We start from the raw sequence: 23364 nt of genomic DNA on the forward strand, positions 1-23364 counted from the left end.
TTCAGGCCATGGTCGGGCCGGCCGGGCTAGGAGCCCGACTCGCCCGCGTGCGGGCTGAGCACGCCCGTGCCGATGAGGATGAACAGGGCGATGCCGAGCAGGATCCGGTAGATCACGAACGGCATGAAGCTCTTGGTGGAAATGAACTTCATGAACCAGGCGATGACCGCGTAACCGACGAAGAACGCGAGCACCGTGGCGAAGATCGTCGGGCCCCAGACGATGTGCCCGGGGCTCTCGATGACGTCCTTGATCTCGAACGCGCCGGAGGCCAGCACCGCCGGGATGGCCAGGAGGAAGGAGTACCGGGCCGCCGCCTCGCGGGTGAAGCCCAGCAGCAGACCGCCGGAGATCGTCGCACCGGACCGGGAGACGCCCGGGACCAGTGCCATCGCCTGGCACAGACCGAAGATCAGGCCGTCCTTGACGCCCAGTTCCCGGAGCGTCTTGCGCTGCTTGACCACGCGGTGCCGGCCGCCCTCCTCGTCGCGCGAGGCCAGCCAGTCGGCGAAGCCGAGGACGAGGCCCATCACGATCAGGGTGGTCGCGGTCAGCCGCAGGTCACGGGCGGGGCCGGTGATCTGGTCCTTGAACGCCACGCCCAGGACGCCGATCGGGATCGAGCCGACGATGACCAGCCAGCCCATCTTGGCGTCCTGCTCGGAACGCAGCGACTTGGTGAACAGCGAGCGGAACCAGGTGGAGATGATCCGCCCGATGTCCTTGCGGAAGTAGATCAGCACGGCGGCCTCGGTGCCGATCTGGGTGATGGCCGTGAAGGCGGCACCCGGATCGTGCCAGCCGGCGAAAGCCGCGGTCAGCCGCAGGTGGGCGCTGGAGGAGATCGGGAGGAACTCCGTAAGCCCTTGGACGAGACCGAGGATTAGGGATTCGAACCAGCTCATGTCGGGGTGCGCTCGTCCTTGTGATCGTCGGGCAGTTCGGGTCCGATGCTAGGGCCCGTGGGGAGCCGCCGTGACCACTGGGGGGTGCCCGGGGACGGGCTCGGCCGCGGCGCCGGGCGCCAGCCGGTGCCGCTTGCGCCAGGCGACCGCCGCCGCGACCGCCCCGGAGACCGCGATGAAGCCGAAGGAGGCCAGGAACGCGGGCGATCCGGGGGAGGAGGCACTGGCTCCGGCGATCACGTACGCGGCGGTGTTGGGCACCGTGCCGATCGCCGTCGCGAGGAGGAAGGGCAGCCAGCCGCAGCGGGAGACGGCGGCGAGGTAGTTGGCCGCGGCGAACGGCACCCCCGGGAAGATCCGGACCGCCAGCACCGAGCGGAAGCCGTGCCGGTTCAGCTGGCCGTCGGCCGCCTCCAGCCAGCGCCCGCGCAGGTACGGACGCAACGCCTCCTGCCCCATGACCCGGCCCAGCCCGAACGCGAGCGCGGCCCCGACCACGGTGCCGCCGACGGCGGCCACCAGCCCGAACTGGGATCCGAAGACCGCCCCGGCGGCGAGGTTGAGCAGCGGCCGTGGCACGAACGCGGCCGTGCACACCCCGTACGCACCCGCGAACAGCAGCACCCCGGTACCCACCGGGATTCCCGGCGGCCAGCCCTGCGACAGCAGCCGCTGCGGCTCGTAGAGCAGTACGCAGACCCCGGCCGCGACCAGCAGCACGACGAGCATGGCCAGCCGGGCCATCGGCGCGAGGAGGAGGGACATCCGGGGAGACTAACCGACACATATGGCGCCCCGCCGTAATCCAGGCCTCATCCAGGCATCGTCCGGACCTCTTCCGGACGTCTTCCGGACCTCGCCCGGTGCTTCCCGGCCCGCTCCGGACGGCACCCGTTCCTCGGCCGGAGGGTGTTCCCGGCCGCTCCGGACGTCGCCCCGGCCCTCCCCGGGTGCGGACGCCGCGGTAAATCGTTCGACGCCGGCCGCGCCCTCCGGCAGGATCTGCGGCATGTCCCGGTACGCCTTCCCCGCAGCGCCGTCCGCAGTCGCGGACGCGCCGAAGGCTGCCGTCCCCGCCTCCTCGGCCGTCGCTCTCGCAGAGGCATTCGCCGCAGCGGCACTCGCCGCGTTCGACGGCGCACGAAGCTGACCCTTCCCGGATCGTCCGGCGGACCCCGCAGGGGGAGGGTCGGCTGAATCCAGGGGTCCCGATCCAGCTTCGAGCCACGGGAAGAGATCATGGCCAAGACGGCCTTCACCCGCACCAAGCCGCACCTCAACATCGGCACCATGGGCCACGTCGACCACGGCAAGACCACCCTCACCGCCGCCATCACCAAGGTCCTCGCCGAGCGCGGCGGCGCCTCCTTCGTGCCGTTCGACCGCATCGACCGGGCCCCCGAGGAGGCCCGCCGCGGCATCACCATCAACCTCACGCACGTCGAGTACGAGACCGACACCCGGCACTACGCCCACGTCGACATGCCCGGCCACGCCGACTACGTGAAGAACATGGTCACGGGCGCGGCCCAGCTCGACGGGGCGATCCTCGTCGTCTCCGCCCTCGACGGGGTCATGCCCCAGACCGCCGAGCACGTCCTGCTCGCCCGCCAGGTCGGCGTGGACCACGTCGTGGTGGCCCTCAACAAGGCCGACGCCGGTGACCCCGAGCTGACCGACCTGGTCGAGCTGGAGGTCCGCGAGCTGCTCTCCGCGCACGGCTACGGCGGGGACTCCGCGCCGGTCGTACGGGTCTCCGGGCTCCGCGCGCTGGAGGGCGACCCGCAATGGACCGGGGCGATCGAGGCGCTGCTCGACGCCGTGGACACGTACGTGCCGATGCCGGTGCGGTACACCGACGCGCCGTTCCTGCTGCCCGTCGAGAACGTCCTGACCATCACCGGCCGGGGCACCGTCGTCACCGGCGCCGTCGAGCGCGGCACCGTGCGGCTCGGCGACCGGATCAGCGTCCTCGGGGGCGACGGGGAGCCCGTCGAGACCGTGGTCACCGGCCTGGAGACCTTCGGCAAGCCGATGGAGTCCGCGGAGGCGGGCGACAACGTCGCGCTGCTGCTGCGCGGGGTGCACCGCGACGGGGTGCGCCGCGGGCACGTCGTCGCGGCGCCCGGCAGCGTCGTGCCGAACCGGCGCTTCACCGCGCGGGTGTACGTGCTCTCGGCGCGCGAGGGCGGGCGTACGACGCCCGTCTCGACCGGCTACCGGCCGCAGTTCTACGTCCGGACCGCCGACGTGGTCGGGGACGTGGACCTGGGCGCGGCGGGCGTGGCCCGGCCGGGGGAGACGGTCACCATGACCGTCGAGCTGGGCCGGGACGTGCCCCTGGAGGCGGGGCTCGGCTTCGCCATCCGCGAGGGCGGCCGCACGGTCGGCGCGGGCACGGTGACCGGGGTCCTCGGGTAGGCCGTGGCCCCGGCCGTGGTGGCGGCGGTCCGGCTTTGCCAGACTGCCGTCACCGCCGCCGTCACCACGGGCGTGCGCGGAAGCGAGGGAAGAGGGGGCCGGCATGGACGGCGGAACGGCACTGGTGCTCGGCGGCGGAGGCCTGACCGGCATCGGCTGGGAGTCCGGGATCCTGTACGGGCTCGCCCGGGCGGGGGTCGACCTGACCACCGCCGACCTGGTCGTCGGCACCTCGGCGGGCTCCGTGGTCGGGGCCCAGCTCACTGCGGGCCTCACCGCCCGCGAGCTGTACGAGCGCCAGCTCGGCGACGCGTCCGGGGAGCGTGCCGCCCGGATCGGCCCGGGGGTCTTCGCCCACCACGCGCTCGCGATGGTGCGCTCCCGGGACGCCGCGACGTACCGCCGCCGGGTCGGCGCCTTCGCGCTGGCCGCGGAGACCGGCACGGAGGCGGCCCGGCGCGAGGTGCTGGCGGAGCGGCTCGTGTCGCACGAGTGGCCCGAGCGCCGGCTCGTCGTCACCGCCGTCGACGCGCTCAGCGGGGCCCCGGCCGACTTCGACCGGGCGAGCGGCGCCGGGCTCGTCGACGCCGTCGCCGCGAGCTGCGCCGTACCGGGCGTCTGGCCGCCGGTGACGGTCGGCGGGCGCCGCTTCATCGACGGCGGGGTCCGCTCGGCGACCAACGCCGACCTGGCGGCCGGGTACGCGCGCGTGGTGGTCCTCGCGCCGATCGCGCTCGGGTCCTCCCTGGTCCCCTCGCCCGCCTCCCAGGCGGCCCGGCTGCGGGAGGCGGGCGCCCGAGTGCTGCTGATCACCCCGTCCCCGGCGGCCCGCAAGGCCTTCGGGCGCAACGTCCTGGACCCCGCGCGGCGCGACCCCGCCGCCCGAGCCGGGCTGGCGCAGGCCGCGGCGCACGCGGCCGACGCGGCGGCCGTCTGGGCGGCCTGACAATGGTGGGGTGAGCGACGAACAGATCCCGGTGATCCGGGAAGTGGGCCAGGGCACCGCCAAGCTGATGCCGGACGTGGACCGGGAGCGGGCCTGGCTGCTCACCGTGGACGGGGCGCCCCAGTCCTACGTGGACCTCGACGAGCCCGAGCACCTGGAGTTCGAGTACGTACGCCGCCTCGCGCACGTACTGGACTGCGCGGCGGAGCCGGGCGCCGCCCTGGACCTGCTGCACCTGGGCGGGGGCGCGCTCACCCTCCCGCGCTACGCCGCGGCGGCCCGCCCGGGGTCCCGGCAGGACGTGGTCGAGTTCGACGCCGCCCTCGTGGAGCTGGTGGAGCAGCACCTGCCGCTGGCTGCCGGGGCCGGGGTGACGGTCCACGCCGCCGACGCGCGGGCCTGGCTGGAGGCCGCCCCGGAGACGAGCGCGGACGTACTGGTCGCCGACGTGTTCGGGGGCTCGCGGGTACCGGCCCAGCTGACCTCGGTGGAGTACGCGCGGCATGCGGCGCGGGTGCTGCGGCCCGGCGGGCTGTACGCGGCGAACCTGGCCGACGGGGCGCCGTTCGGCTTCCTCAAGGCCCAGCTGGCCAATTTCGCGGCCGTGTTCGCGGAGCTGGCCCTCGTCGCCGAGCCGGGGGTGCTGCGCGGGCGGCGCTTCGGCAACGCGGTGCTGCTGGCCTCGGACGCCCCGCTGCCGCTGGCCGCCCTGGCCCGGCGGTGCGCCGCCGACGCCTTCCCCGCCCGGGTGGAGTCGGGGGAGGGGCTCGCCCGGTTCATGCGCGGGGCGCGTCCGGTCGCCGACGCGGACGCGGTCTCCTCGCCGGCCCCGCCGGAAGGGGCCTTCAGTCTCGGGTGACCCCGACCGGATCGGCGGCCTCCGCCGGGGCCGGGGCGGAACCCTTCACGGGCGGGGGCTTGCGGGTGATCCGGCGCACCTCCGGGACGAGCAGGACCAGGGCGGTGGCGGCCACCACCAGCGCGGCGCACCCCCACAGGGCCTGGGTACGGCCGAAGGCGGTCTCGGCCGGGCCGGCCAGGGCGGTGGCGAGCGGCAGCATGGACACCGATCCGAACCAGTCGTAGGCGGAGACCCGGGAGAACTTCTCCTCGGGGATCTCCTGGTGCATCGTGGTCATCCAGTTCACGCCGAACACCTCGATCGCGGCGCCGCTGAAGAACATCACCGCGCACAGCCCCCAGACGGGCAGCGGCACCGCCAGCCCCGCGGACGGCAGCGCCAGCGGGAACACGCACAGGGTGCCGACCAGCAGCAGCCGGCGCGGCTTCCACACCATCATCAGGACGGCTCCGGCGATGGTGCCCGCGCCGAAGAAGGCCAGGGCCACGCCCCACGGGGCCGGACCGCCCAGTTGGTCGCGGGCGACGAGGGGCCCGTACACCGCCTCCGCCGCGCCCACGACGGCGACGACCACGGAGAACTGGAGCACGATGCTCCACAGCCAGGGCCGGGTCCGGAACTCCACCCAGCCCTCGCGCAGGTCCGCCAGCAGGCCGCCGCCGGGAGCCCGCTCGGTGGTGGTGCCGACGTCGAGGAAGGCGCGCAGGGCGCCCGCGACGGCGAAGGCGGCCGCGTCCACGGCCAGTACCCAGCCGGGGCCGATCGCGGCGATCATCGCGCCGCCGAGGGCCGCGCCGCCGATGCCGGCGCCGTTCATGGCCATGCGGAAGAGGGCGAAGGCCCGGTTGGCGTGCTCGCCGGAGACGCTGGACAGGAGCATGCCCTCGGCGGCCGGGTTGAAGAAGGCGGTGCCGGTGCCGCAGAGCGCGGTCAGCAGCATCATCTGCCACAGCTGCGGGTCGCCGGCGAGCACGAGCACGGCGAAGGCGGCCTGCGAGACGCAGTTGAGGGCGTTGGCCGCGACCATCACGCGGTGCCGCGGCAGCCGGTCGGCGAGCGCCCCGCCGACGAGCAGGAAGAGGACGAGGGGCAGCGTACGGGCGGCCGCGACGAGGCCCACGTCGGCGCCGCTGCCGCCGGCTTCGAGCACGGCGAAGGAGGCTGCGATGAGCGCCCCGTGGCTGCCCAGGTTGGTGACGACCGCGGCGCCCGTCAGGAGGCTGTAGTTGCGTCCCGCCCAGGCGGGGCGGCGGCGGGGGGTCCGGAGGACGGCGTGGGGGGTCACTCCGGGACTATCCCCTGCCCCGGGCCGAGAATCCAAACGAAATAACGGAAAACGGATGATCGGCCCGGGGGGCGTGCGGGGTGGCCGGCCCCGGAGGGCCTGGGTCAGTCGCTGAGGCGGACGGAGCTGAGGATCTTCTCGTAGGTGGCCTGGTCGACCTCGCCGGGGACGCCGGCGGCGCCGTAGAGGACCCAGCTGGCGAAGTCACCCTTGGAGTTCTTGAAGCTGAAGGCGATGCTCTTGCCGTCCGAGGAGCACTTGTTCTCCTTGGGGACGCCGCTCACGGTCGCCGTCGCCACGTGCCCCTTGAGGCCGGAGAGGGTCGTGTACTCCTTGGTCTCGGAGAACTTGACCATCTCCTTGGGCAGCTTCTGCGAGTACGCGGCGAACACCCAGGTGCCCGCCTCGCTGTGCGCCGCCCCGGCGGTGTCCTTGGCGCCCTGGCCGCCCTTGGTGCCGGTTCCGGCCAGCGAGGTGGTCTCGTCGCGGCCGTCCTTGTTGGAGTCGACCTTGCACCAGTCCTCCTTGAGGTAGGCCGGTGCCGAGAACGTGACGAGCGGGGAGCCGTCCTTCTTCTCCGCGTCCTCGAAGCCGGCGATCACGCCGGAGCCCAGGGCGTTCCACTCCGGCGGGACGTCGAAGGCGGTGCCGTGCTTCGGGTTGATGACCACCTTCCAGCCCGGGATCACCGGCTTGACCTCACCGCCCGCGCGCGGGTTGCCGCCGCTCGGGGGCGCCGCCGGCGCGACCGGGGCGACCGGCGCGGAGGACGAGGCGGCCGGCTTGTCGTCGGCCCGGTTGGCGCCCTCGTCGTCCCGGGTCAGCACGAAGGCCGCGGTGGCGGCGGCGGTCACGACGACCGCGGAGGCCGCGACGATGGCTACGGTCCGGGTGGAGAAGGGGCTGCCGCCGGACTGCCGCACCGGGGGCTGCTGCTGGGTGGGGTTGCCCCACGGCTGGACCGGCGGCGGGGTCTGGTAGCCGCCCGCCTGCGGGTATCCGTAACCGGGCTGCTGCTCACCGAATCCCGGCTGGGGCTGCTGCTGGTACGGGTTCGGCTGTCCCGGCTGCTGCTGGTACGGGTTCTGACGCGGGTCCTGGGGGTTCTGCTCTCCCCCGGGCTGCTGCTGCTGTCCTGGCCACATGGCCGGTAACCATAGTGGGAGCCGCTGACAGGAGCCACGTCCGCCCCCCGTCAGGCTCTGGCCAACCGCACCTACTCGTGGGTAACATCGCGTGCCATGAGCGCAGAACAGATGAACGTGGGCGAACTGCTCGCCCAGACGGTGCCGATGGCCCGCACCCTGAACCTGGAGTTCCTGGAGACCACCCCGGAGCGCGCCGTCGTCCGCCTGCCGGACCAGCCCGACTTCCACAACCACGTCGGCGGCCCGCACGCCGGCGCCATGTTCACCCTGGCCGAGTCCGCGAGCGGCGCCATCGTCCTGGCCGCCTTCGGCGACCAGCTCTCGCGCGCCGTGCCGCTGGCCGTCAGGGCCGAGATCGGCTACAAGAAGCTCGCCAAGGGCGTCGTCACCGCCACCGCCACCCTCGGCCGCCCGGCCGCCGACGTCGTGGCCGAGCTCGACGCGGGCGGCCGCCCCGAGTTCCCCGTCACCATCGCCATCCAGCGCGAGGACGAGGCCGTCACCGGCGAAATGGTCGTCGTCTGGACGCTGCGCCCGAACGCGTAGGGCGCACGACGCGGCGCGTCACGCCGCGAACGGGCCGCGGGAGCGGCACAGTGGGGGCGGGAGCGGTCCGGCGCGGGCCGCTCCCGCCGTGCTGTCCGGGACCGGAACGTTCCCGCCGCCGGAACCCGGAGCGTTCGCCGGTCGTTCGTCCCGAGTGCGCCCGCTGTGGACGGAGGGCGCGGCGGGGAGCGGATAGGCTGCCCGTTCGGCGTGTCTCGGGGGCCCGCCGGAGGCTACGAGGGAGGACGTACCGGTGCACATCCAGGAATGGCTGGAGGAGATCCCGGCGATCAGTGTCTATCTCCTGGTGGGACTGGTCATCGGGCTGGAGAGCCTGGGCATCCCGCTCCCGGGCGAGATCATCCTCGTCAGCTCGGCCCTGCTCGCCTCGCAGCACGGGCAGATCGACCCGGTGGTCCTCGGCCTGTGCGCGATCGCGGGCGCCATCATCGGCGACTCCATCGGGTACGCCATCGGCCGCCGCGGCGGCAAACCGCTGCTGGAGAAGCTCGGCAGGCGGTTCCCCAAGCACTTCGGGCCCGACCAGGTGGCCATGGCCGAGCGCTCCTTCGACCGCTGGGGCATGTGGGCCGTCTTCTTCGGCCGCTTCGTCGCCCTCCTGCGCATCTTCGCCGGCCCGCTGGCCGGCGTACTGCGGATGCCCTACTGGCGCTTTCTCGTCGCCAACGTCCTCGGCGGCATCCTCTGGGCCGGCGGCACCACCGCCGTCATCTACTCCGTCGGCATCGTCGCCGAGCCCTGGCTGAAGCGGTTCTCCTGGCTGGCCCTGGTCATCGCCCTGCTGATCGGGCTCACCGTCACCCTGGTCCTGCGCAGCCGGATGAAGAAGGCGGCCGCCGAGGCCCGCGCGGCGCAGCCCGCGCAGGAGCCGGCCACCGCTGCGGCCCCCGCCCCGGCGGGCGCCTCGGACTGACGCCGAAGCCCCCGCCCCGGCGGGAGGTCAGGCGCCGGGGGTCACCGAGGCGCGGTGCTGCTCCGCCAGCTCCGTGTACATCGCGGCGTTCACACGGATCCCCTCGCGCTCCTCGTCGGTGAGCTCCCGCCGCACCTTCGCCGGCACGCCCGCGACCAGGGAGCCGGGCGGGACCACCATGCCCTGCGGCACCAGGGCCTGCGCGGCCACGAGCGAACCCGCGCCGATCACGGCGCCGTTCAGCACGGTCGCGCCCATCCCGATCAGGCAGTCGTCCTCCACCGTGCAGCCGTGCACGACCGCGTTGTGCCCGATGGACACCCGCTCGCCGACCGACACCGGGAAGCCGGGGTCCACGTGGAGCGTGCAGTTGTCCTGCACGTTGCTGTCCGCGCCCAGCGTGATCGGGCCGCAGTCGCCGCGCAGCACCGCCGAGTACCAGACGCTCGCGCCGGCGCCGAGCGTGACGTCGCCCACGACGACGGAGGTCGGGGCGGTGAAGGCGGTCGGGTCCACCGACGGCTTGCGGTCGCCCACGCCCGCGATGAGAGCCCCCTGGTGCGCCTGGTTCGGCTGGTACGTCATGGTCACTTCCCTCGTGTGGTTCCGGCTGGTTCCGGATGCCGCGCCAACTGCACCGTAGGGCACGGGACGCCGCCGCCCCGCGATGGGGTGAAGATCACAGGATCCGGGTCCCGACGTCCGGCGCGGTGCGCACTACCGTGGCCGGGTGCCGAAGAACCAGAACACGTTCTCATCCCTGGCGGCCCTGCGCGGCCGGATCGCCAGCCGCGCGGTGCACGCCGGCTGGCGCTGGATGCAGCGGGCCGGGGCGGTCACGGCCGAGCACCCGGGCCGGCTGCGCTTCGGTGCGATCGGCGAGGGCACCCGGCTCGCCTTCCCCCAGGGAACCGTCTTCGGCGAGCGCTGGATCCGGCTCGGCGGGCACTGCATCATCGCCGAGCAGGTCACCCTGACGGCCGGGATGATGCCGGACCTCGACCTCGGCGCGGACCCGGTCCTGGTGCTGGGCAACGGGGTGGTCCTCGGCCGCGGCAGCCACGTCATCGCCGACGCCCGGATCACCATCGGCAACGACACCTTCTGCGGGCCGGGGGTGTACATCACCTCCACCAACCACAGCTACGACGACCCGCACGAGCCCGTCGGACGCCAGTGGCCCCGCAGCGCCCCGGTGGAGATCGGGCCGGGCTGCTGGCTGGGCACGGGGGCGGTCGTCCTGCCCGGCGCGAAGCTGGGCCGCAACGTCGTGGTGGCCGCGGGGGCCGTCGTACGGGGTGAGGTGCCCGACCACGCCGTGGTGGCGGGGGCCCCCGCCAGGATCGTGCGGCGCTGGGAGCCGGAGACCGGCTGGCAGCCGCCGCTGCGCACGCCCGCGCCGGTGCCGATCCCCGACGGGATGACGCCCGAGCAGCTGCGCGGGCTGGCCCTGCTGGCGGAGGCCGAGCAGTCCTGAGCCGGTCTCAGCCGGCGGCGAGGAGGACGGTGCCCGCCAGGGCCAGGCCCGCGCCCGCCGCCTGGACGCTGCGCAGCCGCTCCTTGAGCACGACGAAGGCGGCGAACGCGGTCACCACCGGGTAGAGCGAGGAGATCACGGCGGCCACGGTGACGGGGCCGCTCTGGGCGGCGAGGGAGTAGGTGCCGTTGGCCGCGACGTCGGCGAGGCCCACGAAGGCCAGGGCGGGCAGCATGCTCCACAGCACGCGCGGGCCGGTGCCCTCCGGCAGCGCCGGGACGCCGCGCCGGGTCTGGGCGAGGAGGGCGACGCCGCCGACGGTGACGTTCGTGACCCGCTGGACGAACAGGGCGAGGAACAGCCCGGGCAGGGTGGTGGAGGCCTCGGAGATCAGGGCCATGACCGCGCCGAAGCCGAAGGCCGCGACGAGGGTCAGCACCACCGCCCGACGCTGCACGGGGGCGCCGCGCAGCTCGGGCCCGCCGGCCAGGATGATGCCCACGACGGCCACCGCGATGCCGGCGAACTGGCCGGGGCCGGGGCGTTCGCCCACGGCCAGCCCCACTCCTACCGGCACGACCACGCCGAGGGAGCCGAGCGGGGAGACCACGCCCATCGGCCCCAGGGCCAGGGCCTTGTAGAAGGCGAGCATCGCCGCCGGTCCGACCAGGCCCGCCGCCACCGCGAACCACAGCTGGGGCCCGGCCTCGCTCCAGGCGCCGGTGCCGAGCACCACCGCGCCGAGCACGACCACCGCGGTGGCCTGCGAGACCACCAGTACCGTGAGCGCCGGTATCCGCCGGGTCAGCAGCCCCCCGCCGAAGTCTGCGAGGCCCCACAGGACGGCTGTGGCCAGGGCGAAGATGGCGGTCATGGCAGGGGGCCTCGCAGTACAGTGCGGTGAACGGTGGAGTGCAGCATCGAATACACCGCAGGTTAGTTCAGTCTGTTGGACTGTGTCATCCAGAATATTGGACGGAATGGTGTCGGACCTCGAACAGCTCACCCAGGCGCTCGCCCGCAACCTCAAGCGGTGGCGCGGCGAGCGCGGCTTCACGCTGGACGCGCTGGCCGCCCGTGCGGGAGTCAGCCGCGGCATGATCATCCAGATCGAGCAGGCCCGTACGAACCCCAGCGTGGGCACCACGGTCAAACTGGCCGACGCCCTCGGGGTCAGCATCACCACCCTCCTCGACCACGACCGGGGGCCGCAGGCCCACGTGGTCATGCCGGGGCAGGGAGTGCGGATGTGGTCGAGCGGCGAGGGCAGCGAGGCGCACATGCTGCTCGGCGACGACCGGCGCGGGCCGGTGGAGATGTGGACCTACCGCCTGGAGGCCGGGGACGGCACGGCCTCCGACCCGCACCCGGCCGGAACCTTCGAGATGCTCCACGTCACGGCCGGGGAACTCACCCTCGACCTCGCCGACGACCGGTACGTGGTCCCGGCGGGCGGCGCCGTCTCCTTCGAGGCGAACCTCCCGCACGCCTACCGCAACGAGGGCCCCGTTCCGATGGTGATGACCATGGCCGTCTCCATCCCCCCGGTCCAGGGCGCGGGCGGCCGGCAGCCGTGAGCGCTACAGGGCGGGGATCTCGATGGCGGGGCAGCGGTCCATCACCATCTCCAGCCCCGCCCCGCGGGTCCGCGCGAAGGCGGCCTCGTCGACCACGTTGAGCTGGAACCAGACGGCCTCGGCGCCGGCGGCCACCGCGTCGTCGGCGACCTGGCCGGCCAGCGCGCTGTTCACGAAGACGTCCACCACGTCCACCTTGAACGGAATCGCCTCCAGCGACGGGTACCCCGGCTCGCCGTGCACCGTCTCCGCCTTCGGGTGGACCGGCACCACGCGCTTGCCGTACCGCTGGAGCACCTTCGCCACCCCGTAGGCGGCCCGGTCCTCGTTGTTGGACAGGCCCACCACGGCCCAGGTGTCACCGAGCTCGGTGAGGATCTTGCGGATGGTCGCCTGGTCGCCGTACACGTGCGCCGCCTCCTGCCGGGGCCGTCCGACGGGCTCGTCCCGCCGGTCCGTCCGGCAGGATCAACGGCGCGGACACCCGTCCGATTCCCCGTTCCGGTTCCCCGTAGGGTGGAGCGGTGAAGGCAGACCAGTACGTGACCGTGGCCCGTGAGGGGACGCACGAGGCGGAGATCAACCGATCGCGGTTCCTGTGCTCGCTCGCGCCCGCCGCGACCGAACAGGAGGCGCAGGAGTTCATCGCGCGCGTCCGCAGGGAACACCCCACCGCCACGCACAACTGCTACGCCTACGTGATCGGCGCCGACGCCTCCGTCCAGAAGGCCAGCGACGACGGCGAGCCCGGCGGCACCGCCGGAGTGCCCATGCTGCAGATGCTGACCCGGCGCGACATCCGGTACGCGGTCGCCGTCGTCACCCGCTACTACGGCGGCGTGAAGCTCGGCGCCGGCGGGCTCATCCGCGCCTACGGCGGCGTCGTCGGCGAAGCGCTCGACGCCCTCGGCACCGTCACCCGCCACCGCTACCGGCTGGCCACCGTCACCGTCGACCACCAGCGCGCCGGCAAGACCCAGAACGACCTGCGCTCCACCGGCCGCGCCGTACTGGACGTGCGCTACGGGGAGGCCGTCTCCATCGAGATCGGCCTCCCCGAGACGGACGTCGAGGCCTTCAGGGCCTGGCTCGCCGACGTCACCGCCGGCACCGCGGGCTTCGAACTCGGCGGCGAGGCCTACGGCGACGGCTGAACCCCGCGCCCGCCGAGCAGCCGGTCCGCGTTGCGCAGGGCGTGGCGGGCGACCGCCTCGCCCAGGCGCACGCCCGCCTCGTCGGCGCTGCGGGTGTGGATCCCGGACCAGACCCGGGCGTCCACGTTGTCCCGGGTGAGCCCGCTCCACGCCGTGTAGGTCCGGCTCACCCCAGGCGCGGTCGGGCTGGTGATCCCGAACGGCGCCGTCACCGGCCCCACCAGGGCGTCCAGCACCGTCTGCGCGGCACCGGCGTACGTGGCGTGGCCGCTCGGGTAGTCCGGGTGCGCGGGGGTCTGGTGCAGGGGCCGCCAGGCCGGGTCGGGGTCGATCGCCCCGGTCCGGATCGCCGTCACCGGCCGCCAGCGGACGTACGTGTACTTGCCGTCGGAGGTCGCGATCTGCGTGTCGACCGAAGCCGCGTGGAACAGCGCGACCAGCGAGGCCCGGTCGGCGGCCGAACCGTGCGAGCGGGCCACGGCCACCCGCAGCGGCTCCGTGAACAGGGTCAGCGAGCCCCCGTACCAGAAGGTGGCCGTCTCCGTCTGGCGCGGCGTGCGCACCGTGCTGTCGGCCGAACCGTACGCGCGCACCTCCGCGAGGTCGGCCCGGTAGCGGCGGGAGTCCAGCGCGGGCGGCGGCCCCGGCCGGAACTGGTCGGCGCGCTCCAGCAGGAAGGGCCGGCCGAGCCGGTTCCCGTACTGCGCGGCCGGCGCGTACCCGTCCGGGGTGGGCTGCCACACGCCCGGAGCGGCTCCGGGCACGGCGAAGGGAGCGTTGGACGAGGCCGGGTCCAGGCCGTCCCCGGCACGGTCGGCGAGCAGCGCCGCGGCCTGCCGGGCCCCGGCCGCCACCCCCCGCTCCTCGGCGGGCCCGTCCGGGATCCCGCCGAGGGTGGCGGCGAGGGCCGCGTCGAGGTCGGCCCTGCGGGACGGGGCGAGCGCGACCAGCGCGTCGTGCACGGCGGAGGCGACGGCCGCGTCCTGGAACCGGCTCCGGCCCGGCCCGCCGGGGGCCTCGCGGGCGGCGCGGGCGGCGGCCGTCCAGCCGATCGCCCAGGTGCGGCTGTTGGTGATCTGGGCCGGGGCGGCCGCGGCGGCGACGGTCCGCGCGGTGGCGTCGTACCAGTCGAGCACCACCGACCCGGCGGCCGGGGAAGACGTCGGGGGCGCCGCGGCCGAGGGCACGGCGGCGGTGAGCGCGAGCAGCGCGGCGGAGCCGGCGGCGAGCAGCGCGGGACGGATGCGCGGGGGTCCGGAGAGCGGCATGCCGCGAAGCCAACCAGCGGGCCGCCGGGCCCTACAAGTGCCCGAAGCCGCCACCGGAGTTCGGCCACGGAGGTTTCGCACAGCCGCCACGGTCCCGCAACACACGGCCCGCTCCGGGCCCGGCGGAGGGCGGAATTCCCGGTCCGGCCGGGACGCGCCCGGCCACGGGTTAGCCTGGATGGCCGGTGCGGAGCCGGAGGGCGGAGCCAGAGGAGAGCAAGCGTGCGGGTCGGAGCGGTCGAGTGAAGTTCCTGCACACCTCCGACTGGCACCTCGGCCGGTCCTTCCACCGCGTGAACATGCTCGGGGCCCAGGCCGCCTTCGTCGACCACCTCGTCGAAGCCGTCCGGGAGCACGAGGTCGACGCCGTCCTCGTCGCCGGGGACGTCTACGACCGGGCCGTGCCCCCGCTGCCCGCCGTCGAGCTCTACGACCGGGCCCTGCACCGGCTCGCCGACCTCGGCGTCCCGACGGTCATGATCTCCGGGAACCACGACTCGGCCCGCCGCCTCGGTGTCGGCGCCGGGCTGATCGGCCGGGCCGGGATCCACCTCAGGACCGACCCCGCCGGCTGCGCCGACCCCGTGGTGCTGGCAGACGCACACGGCGACGTGGCCTTCTACGGGCTGCCCTACCTGGAACCGGCGCTGGTCAAGGACACCTTCGCCGCCGAGAAGGTCAGCCACGAGGCGGTGCTCGGCGCGGCCATGGACCGCATCCGGACCGACCTGGCCGGCCGGGCCCCCGGCACCCGCTCCGTGGTACTCGCCCACGCCTTCGTCACCGGCGGGCAGGCCAGCGACAGCGAACGCGACATCGCCGTCGGCGGGGTCGAGGCCGTCCCCGCCGCCGTCTTCGACGGGGTCGACTACGCCGCCCTCGGCCACCTCCACGGCTGCCAGACGATCAACGAACGGGTCCGCTACTCCGGTTCCCCGCTCGCCTACTCCTTCTCCGAGACGGCCCACCGCAAGACCATGTGGCTGGTCGACCTCGGCCCGGCCGGGGAGATCACCGCCGAGCGGATCGACACCCCCGTTCCCCGCCCCCTCGCCCGGCTGCGCGGACGACTGGAGGACCTCCTCGACGACCCCGCGCACACCGCGTACGAGGACTCCTGGATCGAGGCCACCCTCACCGACCCCGCCCGCCCCGAGGACCCCATGGCCCGCCTCGCCGCCCGCTTCCCGCACACCCTCACCCTCGCCTTCGACCCCGAGGGCCGCGAGGAGGACGGCGCCGCCTCCTACGCCCAGCGCCTCAAGGGCCGCAGCGACCAGGAGATCGCCGAGGACTTCGTCGCCCACGTCCGCGGCGGCGGCACCGCCGACGAGGCCGAGCGGGCCGTGCTGCGCGGCGCCTTCGAGGCCGTACGGGCCGAGGACGGCCGTCAGGAGGCCGGCCGATGAGGCTGCACACGCTCCGCGTCACCGCCTTCGGCCCCTTCGCCGAACCCCAGACGATCGACTTCGACACCCTCTCCGGCGCCGGGATCTTCCTGCTGCACGGCCCCACCGGCGCCGGCAAGACCTCCGTCCTCGACGCCGTCTGCTACGCCCTCTACGGATCCGTCCCCGGCTCCCGCCAGGCCCCCGGCACCACCCTGCGCAGCGACCACGCCGCCCCGGACACCCCCACCGAGGTCACCCTCGAACTCACCGCCGGCGGACGCCGCCTGGAGATCACCCGGCGCCCCGAACAGGACCGCCCCAAGAAGCGCGGCACCGGCACCACCAAGGACAAGGCCCAGTCCTGGCTCCGCGAGCACACCGGCGACGGCTGGACCGCGCTCAGCCGCTCCCACCAGGAGATCGGCGAGGAGGTCGAACAGCTCCTCGGCATGAGCCGGGAACAGTTCTGCCAGGTCGTCCTCCTGCCCCAGGGCGAGTTCGCCCAGTTCCTGCGCGCCGGCGCCGAAGCCCGCGGCCGGCTCCTCGGACGGCTCTTCGACACCCGCCGATTCGCCGCCGTCGAGACCCTCCTCGCCGAACGCCGCCGCGCCGCCGAGGCCAAGGTCCGGGCCGGCGACGAGAAGGTCCTCGCCGCCGCCCAGCGGCTCGCCCAGGCCGCCGGGCACAGCGCCGACCTGCGCGCCTGGCCGCTGCCCGGCCACCAGCCAGGCGACCCCGGCCTCGCCGGGGCCGTCCGCGCCTGGGCCGCCGTCGCCCGGTGCTCCGCCCGGGAGCGGCTCACCGTCGCCGAGTACGCGCTCGCCGCCGTCGAGGGACGCCACGCCGCGGCCCGGCGCCACGCCGAGGAGGCGCGGGAACTCGACCGGCTCCAGCACCGCCACGCCGAGACCGCCCGCCGGGCGGAGCTGCTGGCGCAGGCCGCGCCGGAACGCGAGCGGGTACGGGCCCTGCTGGACCGGGCCCGCCGGGGCGCCCTCGTGGCCCCCGCCCTGGAACTGCGCGGGGCCGCGGCCGCCGCCCACCTCACCGCCGCGCACGCCGAGACCCTGGCCCGCGCGGAGCTGCCCCCCGCCCTCGCCGGAGCCGGCACCGAACAGCTCGCCGCCGTCGAGCAGCGGCTGCGCGAGGACCTCGGCGCGGCCGGCGCCGCCCAGCGCGCGGAACAGCGCAGCGCCGAGATCGGCCGGGAGCGCGCCACGCTGGAGCGGGAGTCCCGGGACGCCGACGAGCGCTACCAGGAGTCCGCCGAGTGGCTCGCCCGCTGGGAGGCCACCCGGGCCGCCCTGCAGGAGAAGGTCGACTCCGCGCAGCAGGCCCTCACCCTCGCCGAGCAGCTGGCGGGGCGGCTGGAACCCGCCCGGATGCAGCTGACCGCCGCCCGGCGCCGCGACTCCCTCGCCGCCGACGCCGAAGCCGCCGCGGGCGAACTGCTGCGGGCGCGCGAGGCGTCGTCCGCCGCCCGGGAGACCTGGCTGGAGCTGAAGGAGGCCCGGCTGCGCGGCATCGCCGCCGAACTGGCCGGGGCGCTGACCGCCGGGGAGCCCTGCACGGTGTGCGGGTCCGCCGAGCACCCCGCCCCGGCCCGCCCCGCCCCCGGGCACGTCGACCGCGCCGCCGAGGACGCAGCCCACGCCCGCTTCGAGCAGGCCGAGGAGCGCAGGGCCGCCGTCGAGCGGCGTCTCGCCGCCGTCCGGGAGGCCGAGACCGAGGCCGCCTCCGCCGCCGGGGACGCCACCACCGCCGAGCTCCTCGACCTCACCGCCGACCTGAGCTCCCGCCACGCCGCCGCCCACGCGGACGCCGCCGCCCTCCACACCGCCCGCGAGCGGCTCGCCCGCGCCGAACGGGAGCACGAGGCACGCAGTTCCGACCGGCTCGAAGCCGAGCGCCGGGCCGCCGCCCGGGCCTCCCGGCGCGAGGCCCTCGACCAGGAACAGGCCTCCCTCGAAGCCGAACTGGTCCTCGTCCGCGCCGACTCGCCCAGCGTCGCCGCCCGGGCCCGAACCCTGGAGGACCGGATCCGGATGGTCACCACGGCCGCCGCCGCGCTGCGCCGGGCCGAGACCACCGCCGCCCGGCTCAAGGAGGCCGACGACCAGCTCGCCGACGCCGCCTTCAAGGCCGGGTTCGACACCACCGAGCAGGCCGCCGACGCGGTGCTCCCCGAGTACGAGCGCACCGCCCTCCAGCACCGCCTCGACGCCTGGCAGGCCGAGGACGCGATGCTGGCCGACCGGCACGCCGAGCAGGACACCGCCGCCGCGGCCGCCCTGCCCCCCGCCGAGCCGGCCGCCGCCGCGGCCGCCGAGGAGCGGGCCGCCGCACGGCTGCGCTCCGCCGCCTCGGCGGTGGACGCCGCCCGGGTGCGGTGCGCCGAGCTGGACCGGCTCTCGCGCCAGGCAGAGCAGGAGCTGCGCGCCCTGGGCCCGCTGCGCGAGGCGTACGAGAGGGTGGCCCGGCTGGCGGGGCTCACCGCGGGCACCTCCGCGGACAACGAGCGCAAGATGCGCCTGGAGGCGTACGTACTGGCCGCACGGCTGGAGCAGGTGGCCGCCGCGGCGACCGTACGGCTGCTGCGCATGTCCGGCGGCCGCTACACCCTGGTCCACTCCGACGCCCGGTCCGGCGGGCGCGGGCGCTCCGGCCTCGGGCTGCACGTGCTGGACGCCTGGACCGGCAGCGAGCGGGACACCGCCACCCTCTCGGGCGGCGAGACCTTCTTCGCCTCCCTCGCCCTCGCCCTGGGCCTGGCCGACGTGGTCACCGACGAGGCGGGCGGCATGCGCCTGGACACCCTCTTCATCGACGAGGGCTTCGGCAGTCTCGACGACCAGGCGCTGGACGAGGTGCTCGACGTACTGGACTCGCTGCGCGAGCGGGACCGCAGCGTCGGCATCGTCAGCCACGTCGGCGACCTGCGCACCCGGGTCCAGGCGCAGCTGGAGATCGTCAAGCAGCGCGGCGGATCGGTGGTGCGCCACCGCACGGCGGGCGTCACGGACTGAGCGGCCGCCGGGCGAGCGGGGACGAGTACACGACGCTGGTGGTCACCGGGCCCAGTCCGGCGATCCGGCCCGTGACCTCCTCCAGGTGGGCCATCGAGCGGGCGGCCACCTTCAGGACGAAGCAGTCGTCCCCGGTCACGTGGTGGGCCTCCAGGATCTCGGAGGTGGCCTCCAGGAAGTCGTGGAACGGCTTGTAGTTGCCGTGCGGATAGCGCAGCCGCACCAGCGCCATGATGGCCTTGCCCAGCTTCTCGTGGTCGACCACCGCCGTGTAGCCGGTGATGATCCCGGCCTCCTCCAGGCGGCGCACCCGCTCGGTGACGGCGCTCGCGGACATCGAGACGGTGCGGGCGAGTTCGGTGAAGCTGGCGCGGCCGTCCTGCTGGAGGGCAGCGAGGATCCGCCAGTCCGTGGCGTCGGGGGAATAACCGGTCATGCCGGAGGTGTAGCAGGGGAATCCCCGGGAGATCAAGGGAAAGGCCGGGGAAATCCACTTCTCGCCTTGATCATCGGCTCGTAGATTTTGAGCCATGACGACGACGCAGAACCAGAACAGCACCCCCGCGACCGCCAACCCCGTGCTCCGGGTCCCGCCGGCCGGCCCCGCCGCCGCGGCCGCCTACTTCGCCGCGAGCCTGGCCTTCCACGCGGACGTGTCGGACGTCGCCGCCGCCTTCAAGGCCCACCGCGAGCAGGGCGCCGACCTCGGCTTCCAGCTGATCGACTCCCGCTCCACGCCCTCCTGGGACCAGGCCCACGTGCCCGGCGCGATCCACCTGCCCACCGCGCTGATCCCCGAGCAGGCCGAGAAGCTCCTCGACAAGAACGTCCCGGTCGTGACCTACTGCTGGGGCCCCGGCTGCAACGGCGGCACCCGCTCCGCCCTCGCCCTCGCCGAACTCGGCTTCCAGGTCAAGGAGATGCTCGGCGGCATCGAGTACTGGATCCGCGAGGGCTTCGAGGTCGAGACCTGGGAGGGCAGCCGGCAGCGCGCCGAGGCCGACCCGCTGACCGCCCCCACCGACTCGGACGACTGCGGCTGCTGAACCCGCACCGCCCGCGCGACGGCGGAGGGCCGCCCGTACCCCACCTCGGGGTACGGGCGGCCCTCCGTACGCGTTCAGAGCCGCGACAGCTCGTCCAGCAGGTCGTCCAGACCCAGCGAGCCCTGCGACAGCGCCGCCATGTGCCACTTCTTCAGGTCGAAGGAGTCACCGTGCGCGGCACGGGCGTTGTCCCGGCCCAGCAGCCAGGCGCGCTCGCCCAGCTTGTAGCCGACCGCCTGGCCGGGCATGGACAGGTAGCGGGTCAGCTCGCTCTCCACGAAGTCCGCCGGCCGGCCGCTGTGCAGGCCGAAGAACTCCTGCGCCAGGTCCACCGTCCAGCGCTCGCCCGGGTGGAACGGCGAGTCCGCCGGGATCTCCAGCCCCAGGTGCATGCCGATGTCCACGATCACGCGCGTGGCGCGCATCATCTGGCAGTCCAGGTAGCCCAGCCGCTGCTCGGCGTCCTTGAGGTAGCCGAGCTCGTCCATCAGCCGCTCCGCGTACAGCGCCCAGCCCTCGGCGTTGGCGCTGACGAGCCCCACGGTCGCCTGGTAGCGGGAGAGCTGGTCGGCGACGTGCGTCCACTGCGCGAGCTGGAGGTGGTGGCCCGGAACGCCCTCGTGGTACCAGGTGGAGACCAGGTCGTACACGGGGAAGCGGGTCTGGCCCATCGTCGGGAGCCAGGTGCGGCCCGGACGCGAGAAGTCCTCGGAGGGGTTCGTGTAGTAGGGGGCCGCGGCGCCGCCCGGCGGGGCGATCATCGACTCGACCCGCTTGACCCGCTCGGCGAGTTCGAAGTGGGTGCCGTCGAGGTTCTCGATGGCCTCGTCCATCAGGCCCTGGAGCCAGGCGCGGACCTCGTCGACGCCCTCGATGTGGGTGCCGTGCTCGTCCAGGTGGCGCAGGGCGTCCCACGGGTTCGGCTCGCCCGGCAGGATCTTGGCCGCCTCGGTCTTCATCTCGGCGAGCAGCCGGTGGTACTCGGACCAGCCGTAGGCGTACGCCTCGTCCAGGTCCAGGTCCGTGCCGTTGAAGTAGCGCGACCAGCGGGCGTAGCGCTCGCGGCCCACCGGGTCCGGCGCGTCCGCGACGGCCGGCGCGTACACGTCGCGCATCCAGTCGCGGAGTTCGGCCACGGCGGCCGTGGCGGCGGCCGCGGCCGCGTCCAGCTCCGCGCGCAGGGACTCGGGTCCGGCGGCGGCGAACTCGCCGAAGAAGTCGCGGGAGCCGTCGCCGTCCTGGCCGGCCCAGGTGGTGAGCTGCTCCACGAAGGTGGCGGCGGGACGCGGGCTGCCGTGCAGGCCCCGGTCCAGGCCGAGCGCGAGGCTCTCGCGGTAGCCGGCGAAGCAGGCCGGTACGGCGCGCAGCCGTTCGGCGATCGCGGTCCACTCCTCCTCCGTGTCGGCGGGGGTCAGGGTGAAGACCTCGCGGACGGCGTGCGCGGGGGAGTGGATGTTGCTGACGGCCCGCAGGTCCTCGTCGGCCTCGTGCACCGCGAGTTCGGCGTTCAGCCGCTCGCGCAGCAGCCGGGCGCAGCGGCGCTCGGCGTCCGAGCCTGCGCCGGGCAGCGCCTCGGCGGAGTCCAGCCGGGCGAGGGTGGTTCGCAGCAGTTCGCCGACCGCGGCGCGGCCGGCGGGGGAGTAGTCGGGCAGCCGGCCGGAGCTGGCGGCGACGCCCAGGTAGGTGCCCTGGATCGGGTCGAGTGCGATGAGTTCGTCGACGTAGGCGTCGGCGACCTGGCGGGGCAGACGCGCTGCGCTGTCGGTGTGGAGGGTGTCTGACATGCGGCCATCTTCGTACGGGGGAGGCCCCCGCGTCATCACCATAGCCGCTCAGCCTCCTGACGGACGGGCTGAGCGGCCGGGACCGGCGCCCCGCGATCAGCGCCCGGGGTGCTGCCGGGTTCCGTACGGGGCCTGCGCGCGCGGGAGTTCGTAGGGCAGGCGCGAGACGACCGGAGTCGCGTCGAGGCGGGCGGTGATCACCAGGGTGCCCTCCTCGATCTGGTAGTCGAGGGGGAGGCCGAGGCCGCGCATGGCCGCGACCATCCCGGTGTTGGAGGCCTGCGTGACGGCGTACACGCTGTCGCACCCGGCCTCGACGGCCATCGCGATGAGCCGGCGCAGCAGCCGCGAACCGATGCCGCGGCGCTGCCAGTCGTCCTCGATGAGCAGGGCCACCTCGGTCTCGTCGCCGTCCCACAGCAGGTGGCCGAGGGCCACGAGCTTGCCGGAGGCGGTGGTGGCGGCGAGGGTGCGGCCGAAGCGGGGGCTCAGGAGGTGGCCGAGGTAGCGGTCGGCGTCGGCGACCGGGCCGTGGTAGCGCAGGCCCAGGGTGCGCTCGCTGCACCGCTCGTGCATGGCGCGGGCGGCCTCCAGGTCGGAGCCGTCGGCGCGGCGCACGGTGATCTCGTTGCCCTCGGGCAGGGTCAGCACGTCCTGGCTCCGCGGCATCCGGTGCCCGAGGCGCGCGTCGAGCTCGACGAGGGCGCGGGCGCGGGCGAACTCGGTCGGGGTGAACGGCAGGTAGGGCCGCTCCACGGTGATCGCGCCGCCCGAGGGGTCGCGCAGCCGCATCACCGTGGCCTCCAGGACGCCCTCGACGGGGGCGTCGGCGCCCGCGTTGGGGCGGCCCGAGAGGGTGGTGGCGGGGATCGACTGGATGGTGCAGCGGCCGAGCAGCTGGCGCAGCGCGAGCGGGAGTTCGGCGGCGTCCAGGGCGGTGCGGGTGGCCAGGCCCAGCACCCGGGTCGGGGCGTCCACCAGGTCGTGGGCGTCGGCGCGCTCGATCCAGGTGCTGCGTCCTCCTGCCTGGGCGACGGCGCGGGTCAGGTCGGCGGCCGCCAGCTCGCGCGGGGTGCGCAGCAGGAACTCGTCCACCGTGCCGCCCTCGGGGAGGGGGTGCGTCTGCAGGGACAGGATGTCGACGTCCTCGCGGGCGAGCGCGGTGCACAGCGCGGCGAGGCTGCCGGGCTCGTCGCGCACGGTCGTCCGCATCCGCCACAGCGCGGGGTTGGCGGGCGTGCTCCCCGGGTCGGCGGCGGGCGGATCGGAGGGGGCCTTGGCCGCCGGGGGCGGCGCATGGCTGTGGCGGCGCGCCCACCAGGTGTGGAAGGCCGCCGTGACCAGGAGCGCGACGGCCGAGGCGACCAGCAGGACCGGGCCGTCCGGGCCGTGCGCGACGAGGTTGGCGATGCCGTCGGCGACCGCGACGGCGCAGAAGAGGGCGGCCAGTTCGACGAGGTCCCGGCGCCAGTGGTGGCGGTGGGGTCGCTGGGCGGCGGGGGCAGGGTTACGGTCAGTCATGCACACCACTCTGGCTCAGGGGTGTTGCGTGATCACGAACGATCTGTGACCGACTGGTTAAGTGTCGATCTGG

At 74.6% G+C, this 23364-nt stretch carries 22 protein-coding genes; 11 read left to right on the plus strand and 11 right to left on the minus strand.

Going from position 1 to position 23364, the window contains the following annotated elements; all coding sequences use genetic code 11:
- Positions 1–26 precede the first annotated feature (26 nt).
- Together OG553_RS28910 and OG553_RS28915 are read right to left on the minus strand one after the other, a co-directional pair.
- Positions 27–905 carry an undecaprenyl-diphosphate phosphatase gene (locus OG553_RS28910; RefSeq protein WP_405981767.1) on the minus strand — a complete coding sequence of 293 codons (879 nt, stop codon included), beginning with the start codon at positions 903–905 and terminating at the stop codon, positions 27–29.
- A gap of 48 nt (positions 906–953) precedes the next feature.
- The gene (locus OG553_RS28915; RefSeq protein WP_405981768.1) at positions 954–1670 is read right to left on the minus strand and encodes a TVP38/TMEM64 family protein; all 717 of its coding nucleotides are present in this window, start codon (positions 1668–1670) and stop codon (positions 954–956) included.
- A 474-nt stretch (positions 1671–2144) separates the two neighbouring features.
- Between OG553_RS28915 and tuf the strand changes: the two genes are divergently transcribed.
- The 3 genes from tuf to OG553_RS28930 all read left to right on the plus strand — a co-directional run bounded on the left by tuf (position 2145) and on the right by OG553_RS28930 (position 5131).
- Positions 2145–3326, plus strand: a complete 1182-nt coding sequence (gene tuf, locus OG553_RS28920; RefSeq protein ID WP_405981769.1) for an elongation factor Tu — start codon at positions 2145–2147, stop codon at positions 3324–3326.
- A 103-nt stretch (positions 3327–3429) separates the two neighbouring features.
- A complete protein-coding gene (locus OG553_RS28925) occupies positions 3430–4272 on the plus strand; it encodes a patatin-like phospholipase family protein (RefSeq protein WP_405981770.1) in 843 nt (280 codons plus the stop codon).
- A gap of 67 nt (positions 4273–4339) precedes the next feature.
- Positions 4340–5131 (plus strand): spermidine synthase, encoded by a 792-nt coding sequence (locus OG553_RS28930; protein ID WP_405983168.1) that lies wholly within the window; start codon positions 4340–4342, stop codon positions 5129–5131.
- On the opposite strand, the gene OG553_RS28935 is transcribed toward OG553_RS28930, so the two are convergent.
- Positions 5118–6419 carry an MFS transporter gene (locus tag OG553_RS28935; protein ID WP_405981771.1) on the minus strand — a complete coding sequence of 434 codons (1302 nt, stop codon included), beginning with the start codon at positions 6417–6419 and terminating at the stop codon, positions 5118–5120. The two genes, OG553_RS28930 and OG553_RS28935, sit on opposite strands and share 14 nt — an antisense overlap.
- A gap of 104 nt (positions 6420–6523) precedes the next feature.
- Positions 6524–7564, minus strand: coding sequence for a hypothetical protein (locus OG553_RS28940; RefSeq protein ID WP_405981772.1), 1041 nt, complete (start codon positions 7562–7564; stop codon positions 6524–6526).
- Positions 7565–7660: 96 nt separating this feature from the next.
- On the opposite strand from OG553_RS28940, the gene OG553_RS28945 reads away from it, so the two are divergent.
- Positions 7661–8113, plus strand: coding sequence for a DUF4442 domain-containing protein (locus OG553_RS28945; RefSeq protein ID WP_405981773.1), 453 nt, complete (start codon positions 7661–7663; stop codon positions 8111–8113).
- Between the two features lie 253 nt (positions 8114–8366).
- Positions 8367–9047 carry a DedA family protein gene (locus tag OG553_RS28950; protein ID WP_405981774.1) on the plus strand — a complete coding sequence of 227 codons (681 nt, stop codon included), beginning with the start codon at positions 8367–8369 and terminating at the stop codon, positions 9045–9047.
- Positions 9048–9074: 27 nt separating this feature from the next.
- Here the strand turns inward: OG553_RS28950 and OG553_RS28955 are convergent, their stop codons facing one another.
- Positions 9075–9632: a gamma carbonic anhydrase family protein gene (locus OG553_RS28955; RefSeq protein WP_405981775.1), complete on the minus strand. Its 558-nt coding sequence runs from the start codon at positions 9630–9632 to the stop codon at positions 9075–9077.
- Between the two features lie 145 nt (positions 9633–9777).
- On the opposite strand from OG553_RS28955, the gene OG553_RS28960 reads away from it, so the two are divergent.
- A complete protein-coding gene (locus OG553_RS28960) occupies positions 9778–10524 on the plus strand; it encodes an acyltransferase (protein ID WP_405981776.1) in 747 nt (248 codons plus the stop codon).
- A gap of 7 nt (positions 10525–10531) precedes the next feature.
- Here the strand turns inward: OG553_RS28960 and OG553_RS28965 are convergent, their stop codons facing one another.
- Positions 10532–11398, minus strand: coding sequence for an EamA family transporter (locus OG553_RS28965; protein ID WP_405981777.1), 867 nt, complete (start codon positions 11396–11398; stop codon positions 10532–10534).
- Between the two features lie 109 nt (positions 11399–11507).
- Here OG553_RS28965 and OG553_RS28970 point away from each other — a divergent pair, with 109 nt between their 5' ends.
- On the plus strand, positions 11508–12101 hold the full coding sequence (locus tag OG553_RS28970; protein WP_405983169.1) for a helix-turn-helix domain-containing protein: 594 nt from the start codon (positions 11508–11510) through the stop codon (positions 12099–12101).
- Between the two features lie 3 nt (positions 12102–12104).
- Here OG553_RS28970 and OG553_RS28975 read toward each other — a convergent pair whose 3' ends face one another.
- Entirely contained in the window at positions 12105–12509 is a 405-nt protein-coding gene (locus tag OG553_RS28975; protein ID WP_405981778.1) for a CoA-binding protein, read from the minus strand.
- A gap of 116 nt (positions 12510–12625) precedes the next feature.
- Between OG553_RS28975 and OG553_RS28980 the strand changes: the two genes are divergently transcribed.
- Positions 12626–13255 carry a YigZ family protein gene (locus OG553_RS28980; protein ID WP_405981779.1) on the plus strand — a complete coding sequence of 210 codons (630 nt, stop codon included), beginning with the start codon at positions 12626–12628 and terminating at the stop codon, positions 13253–13255.
- Here OG553_RS28980 and OG553_RS28985 read toward each other — a convergent pair.
- On the minus strand, positions 13240–14523 hold the full coding sequence (locus OG553_RS28985) for a vanadium-dependent haloperoxidase (RefSeq protein ID WP_405981780.1): 1284 nt from the start codon (positions 14521–14523) through the stop codon (positions 13240–13242). The two genes, OG553_RS28980 and OG553_RS28985, sit on opposite strands and share 16 nt — an antisense overlap.
- A gap of 242 nt (positions 14524–14765) precedes the next feature.
- Here OG553_RS28985 and OG553_RS28990 point away from each other — a divergent pair, with 242 nt between their 5' ends.
- Positions 14766–15932, plus strand: coding sequence for an exonuclease SbcCD subunit D (locus OG553_RS28990; protein WP_405981781.1), 1167 nt, complete (start codon positions 14766–14768; stop codon positions 15930–15932).
- Complete coding sequence (locus tag OG553_RS28995) at positions 15929–18940, plus strand: AAA family ATPase (protein ID WP_405981782.1); 3012 nt, start codon at positions 15929–15931, stop codon at positions 18938–18940. Before OG553_RS28990 ends, OG553_RS28995 begins: the two co-directional genes overlap by 4 nt.
- Here OG553_RS28995 and OG553_RS29000 read toward each other — a convergent pair.
- Positions 18930–19376, minus strand: a complete 447-nt coding sequence (locus tag OG553_RS29000) for an Lrp/AsnC family transcriptional regulator (RefSeq protein ID WP_405981783.1) — start codon at positions 19374–19376, stop codon at positions 18930–18932. The two genes, OG553_RS28995 and OG553_RS29000, sit on opposite strands and share 11 nt — an antisense overlap.
- Positions 19377–19470: 94 nt before the next feature.
- Between OG553_RS29000 and OG553_RS29005 the strand changes: the two genes are divergently transcribed.
- Complete coding sequence (locus OG553_RS29005; protein ID WP_405981784.1) at positions 19471–19986, plus strand: rhodanese-like domain-containing protein; 516 nt, start codon at positions 19471–19473, stop codon at positions 19984–19986.
- Between the two features lie 74 nt (positions 19987–20060).
- Here OG553_RS29005 and OG553_RS29010 read toward each other — a convergent pair whose 3' ends face one another.
- Positions 20061–21770 (minus strand): DUF885 domain-containing protein, encoded by a 1710-nt coding sequence (locus OG553_RS29010; protein ID WP_405981785.1) that lies wholly within the window; start codon positions 21768–21770, stop codon positions 20061–20063.
- A 96-nt stretch (positions 21771–21866) separates the two neighbouring features.
- On the minus strand, positions 21867–23291 hold the full coding sequence (locus OG553_RS29015; protein ID WP_405981786.1) for a GNAT family N-acetyltransferase: 1425 nt from the start codon (positions 23289–23291) through the stop codon (positions 21867–21869).
- Between the last annotated feature and the right edge of the window lie 73 nt (positions 23292–23364).

Origin of the sequence: Streptomyces sp. NBC_00158 (assembly GCF_045160885.1) — a bacterium.
GTDB lineage: Bacteria > Actinomycetota > Actinomycetes > Streptomycetales > Streptomycetaceae > Streptomyces.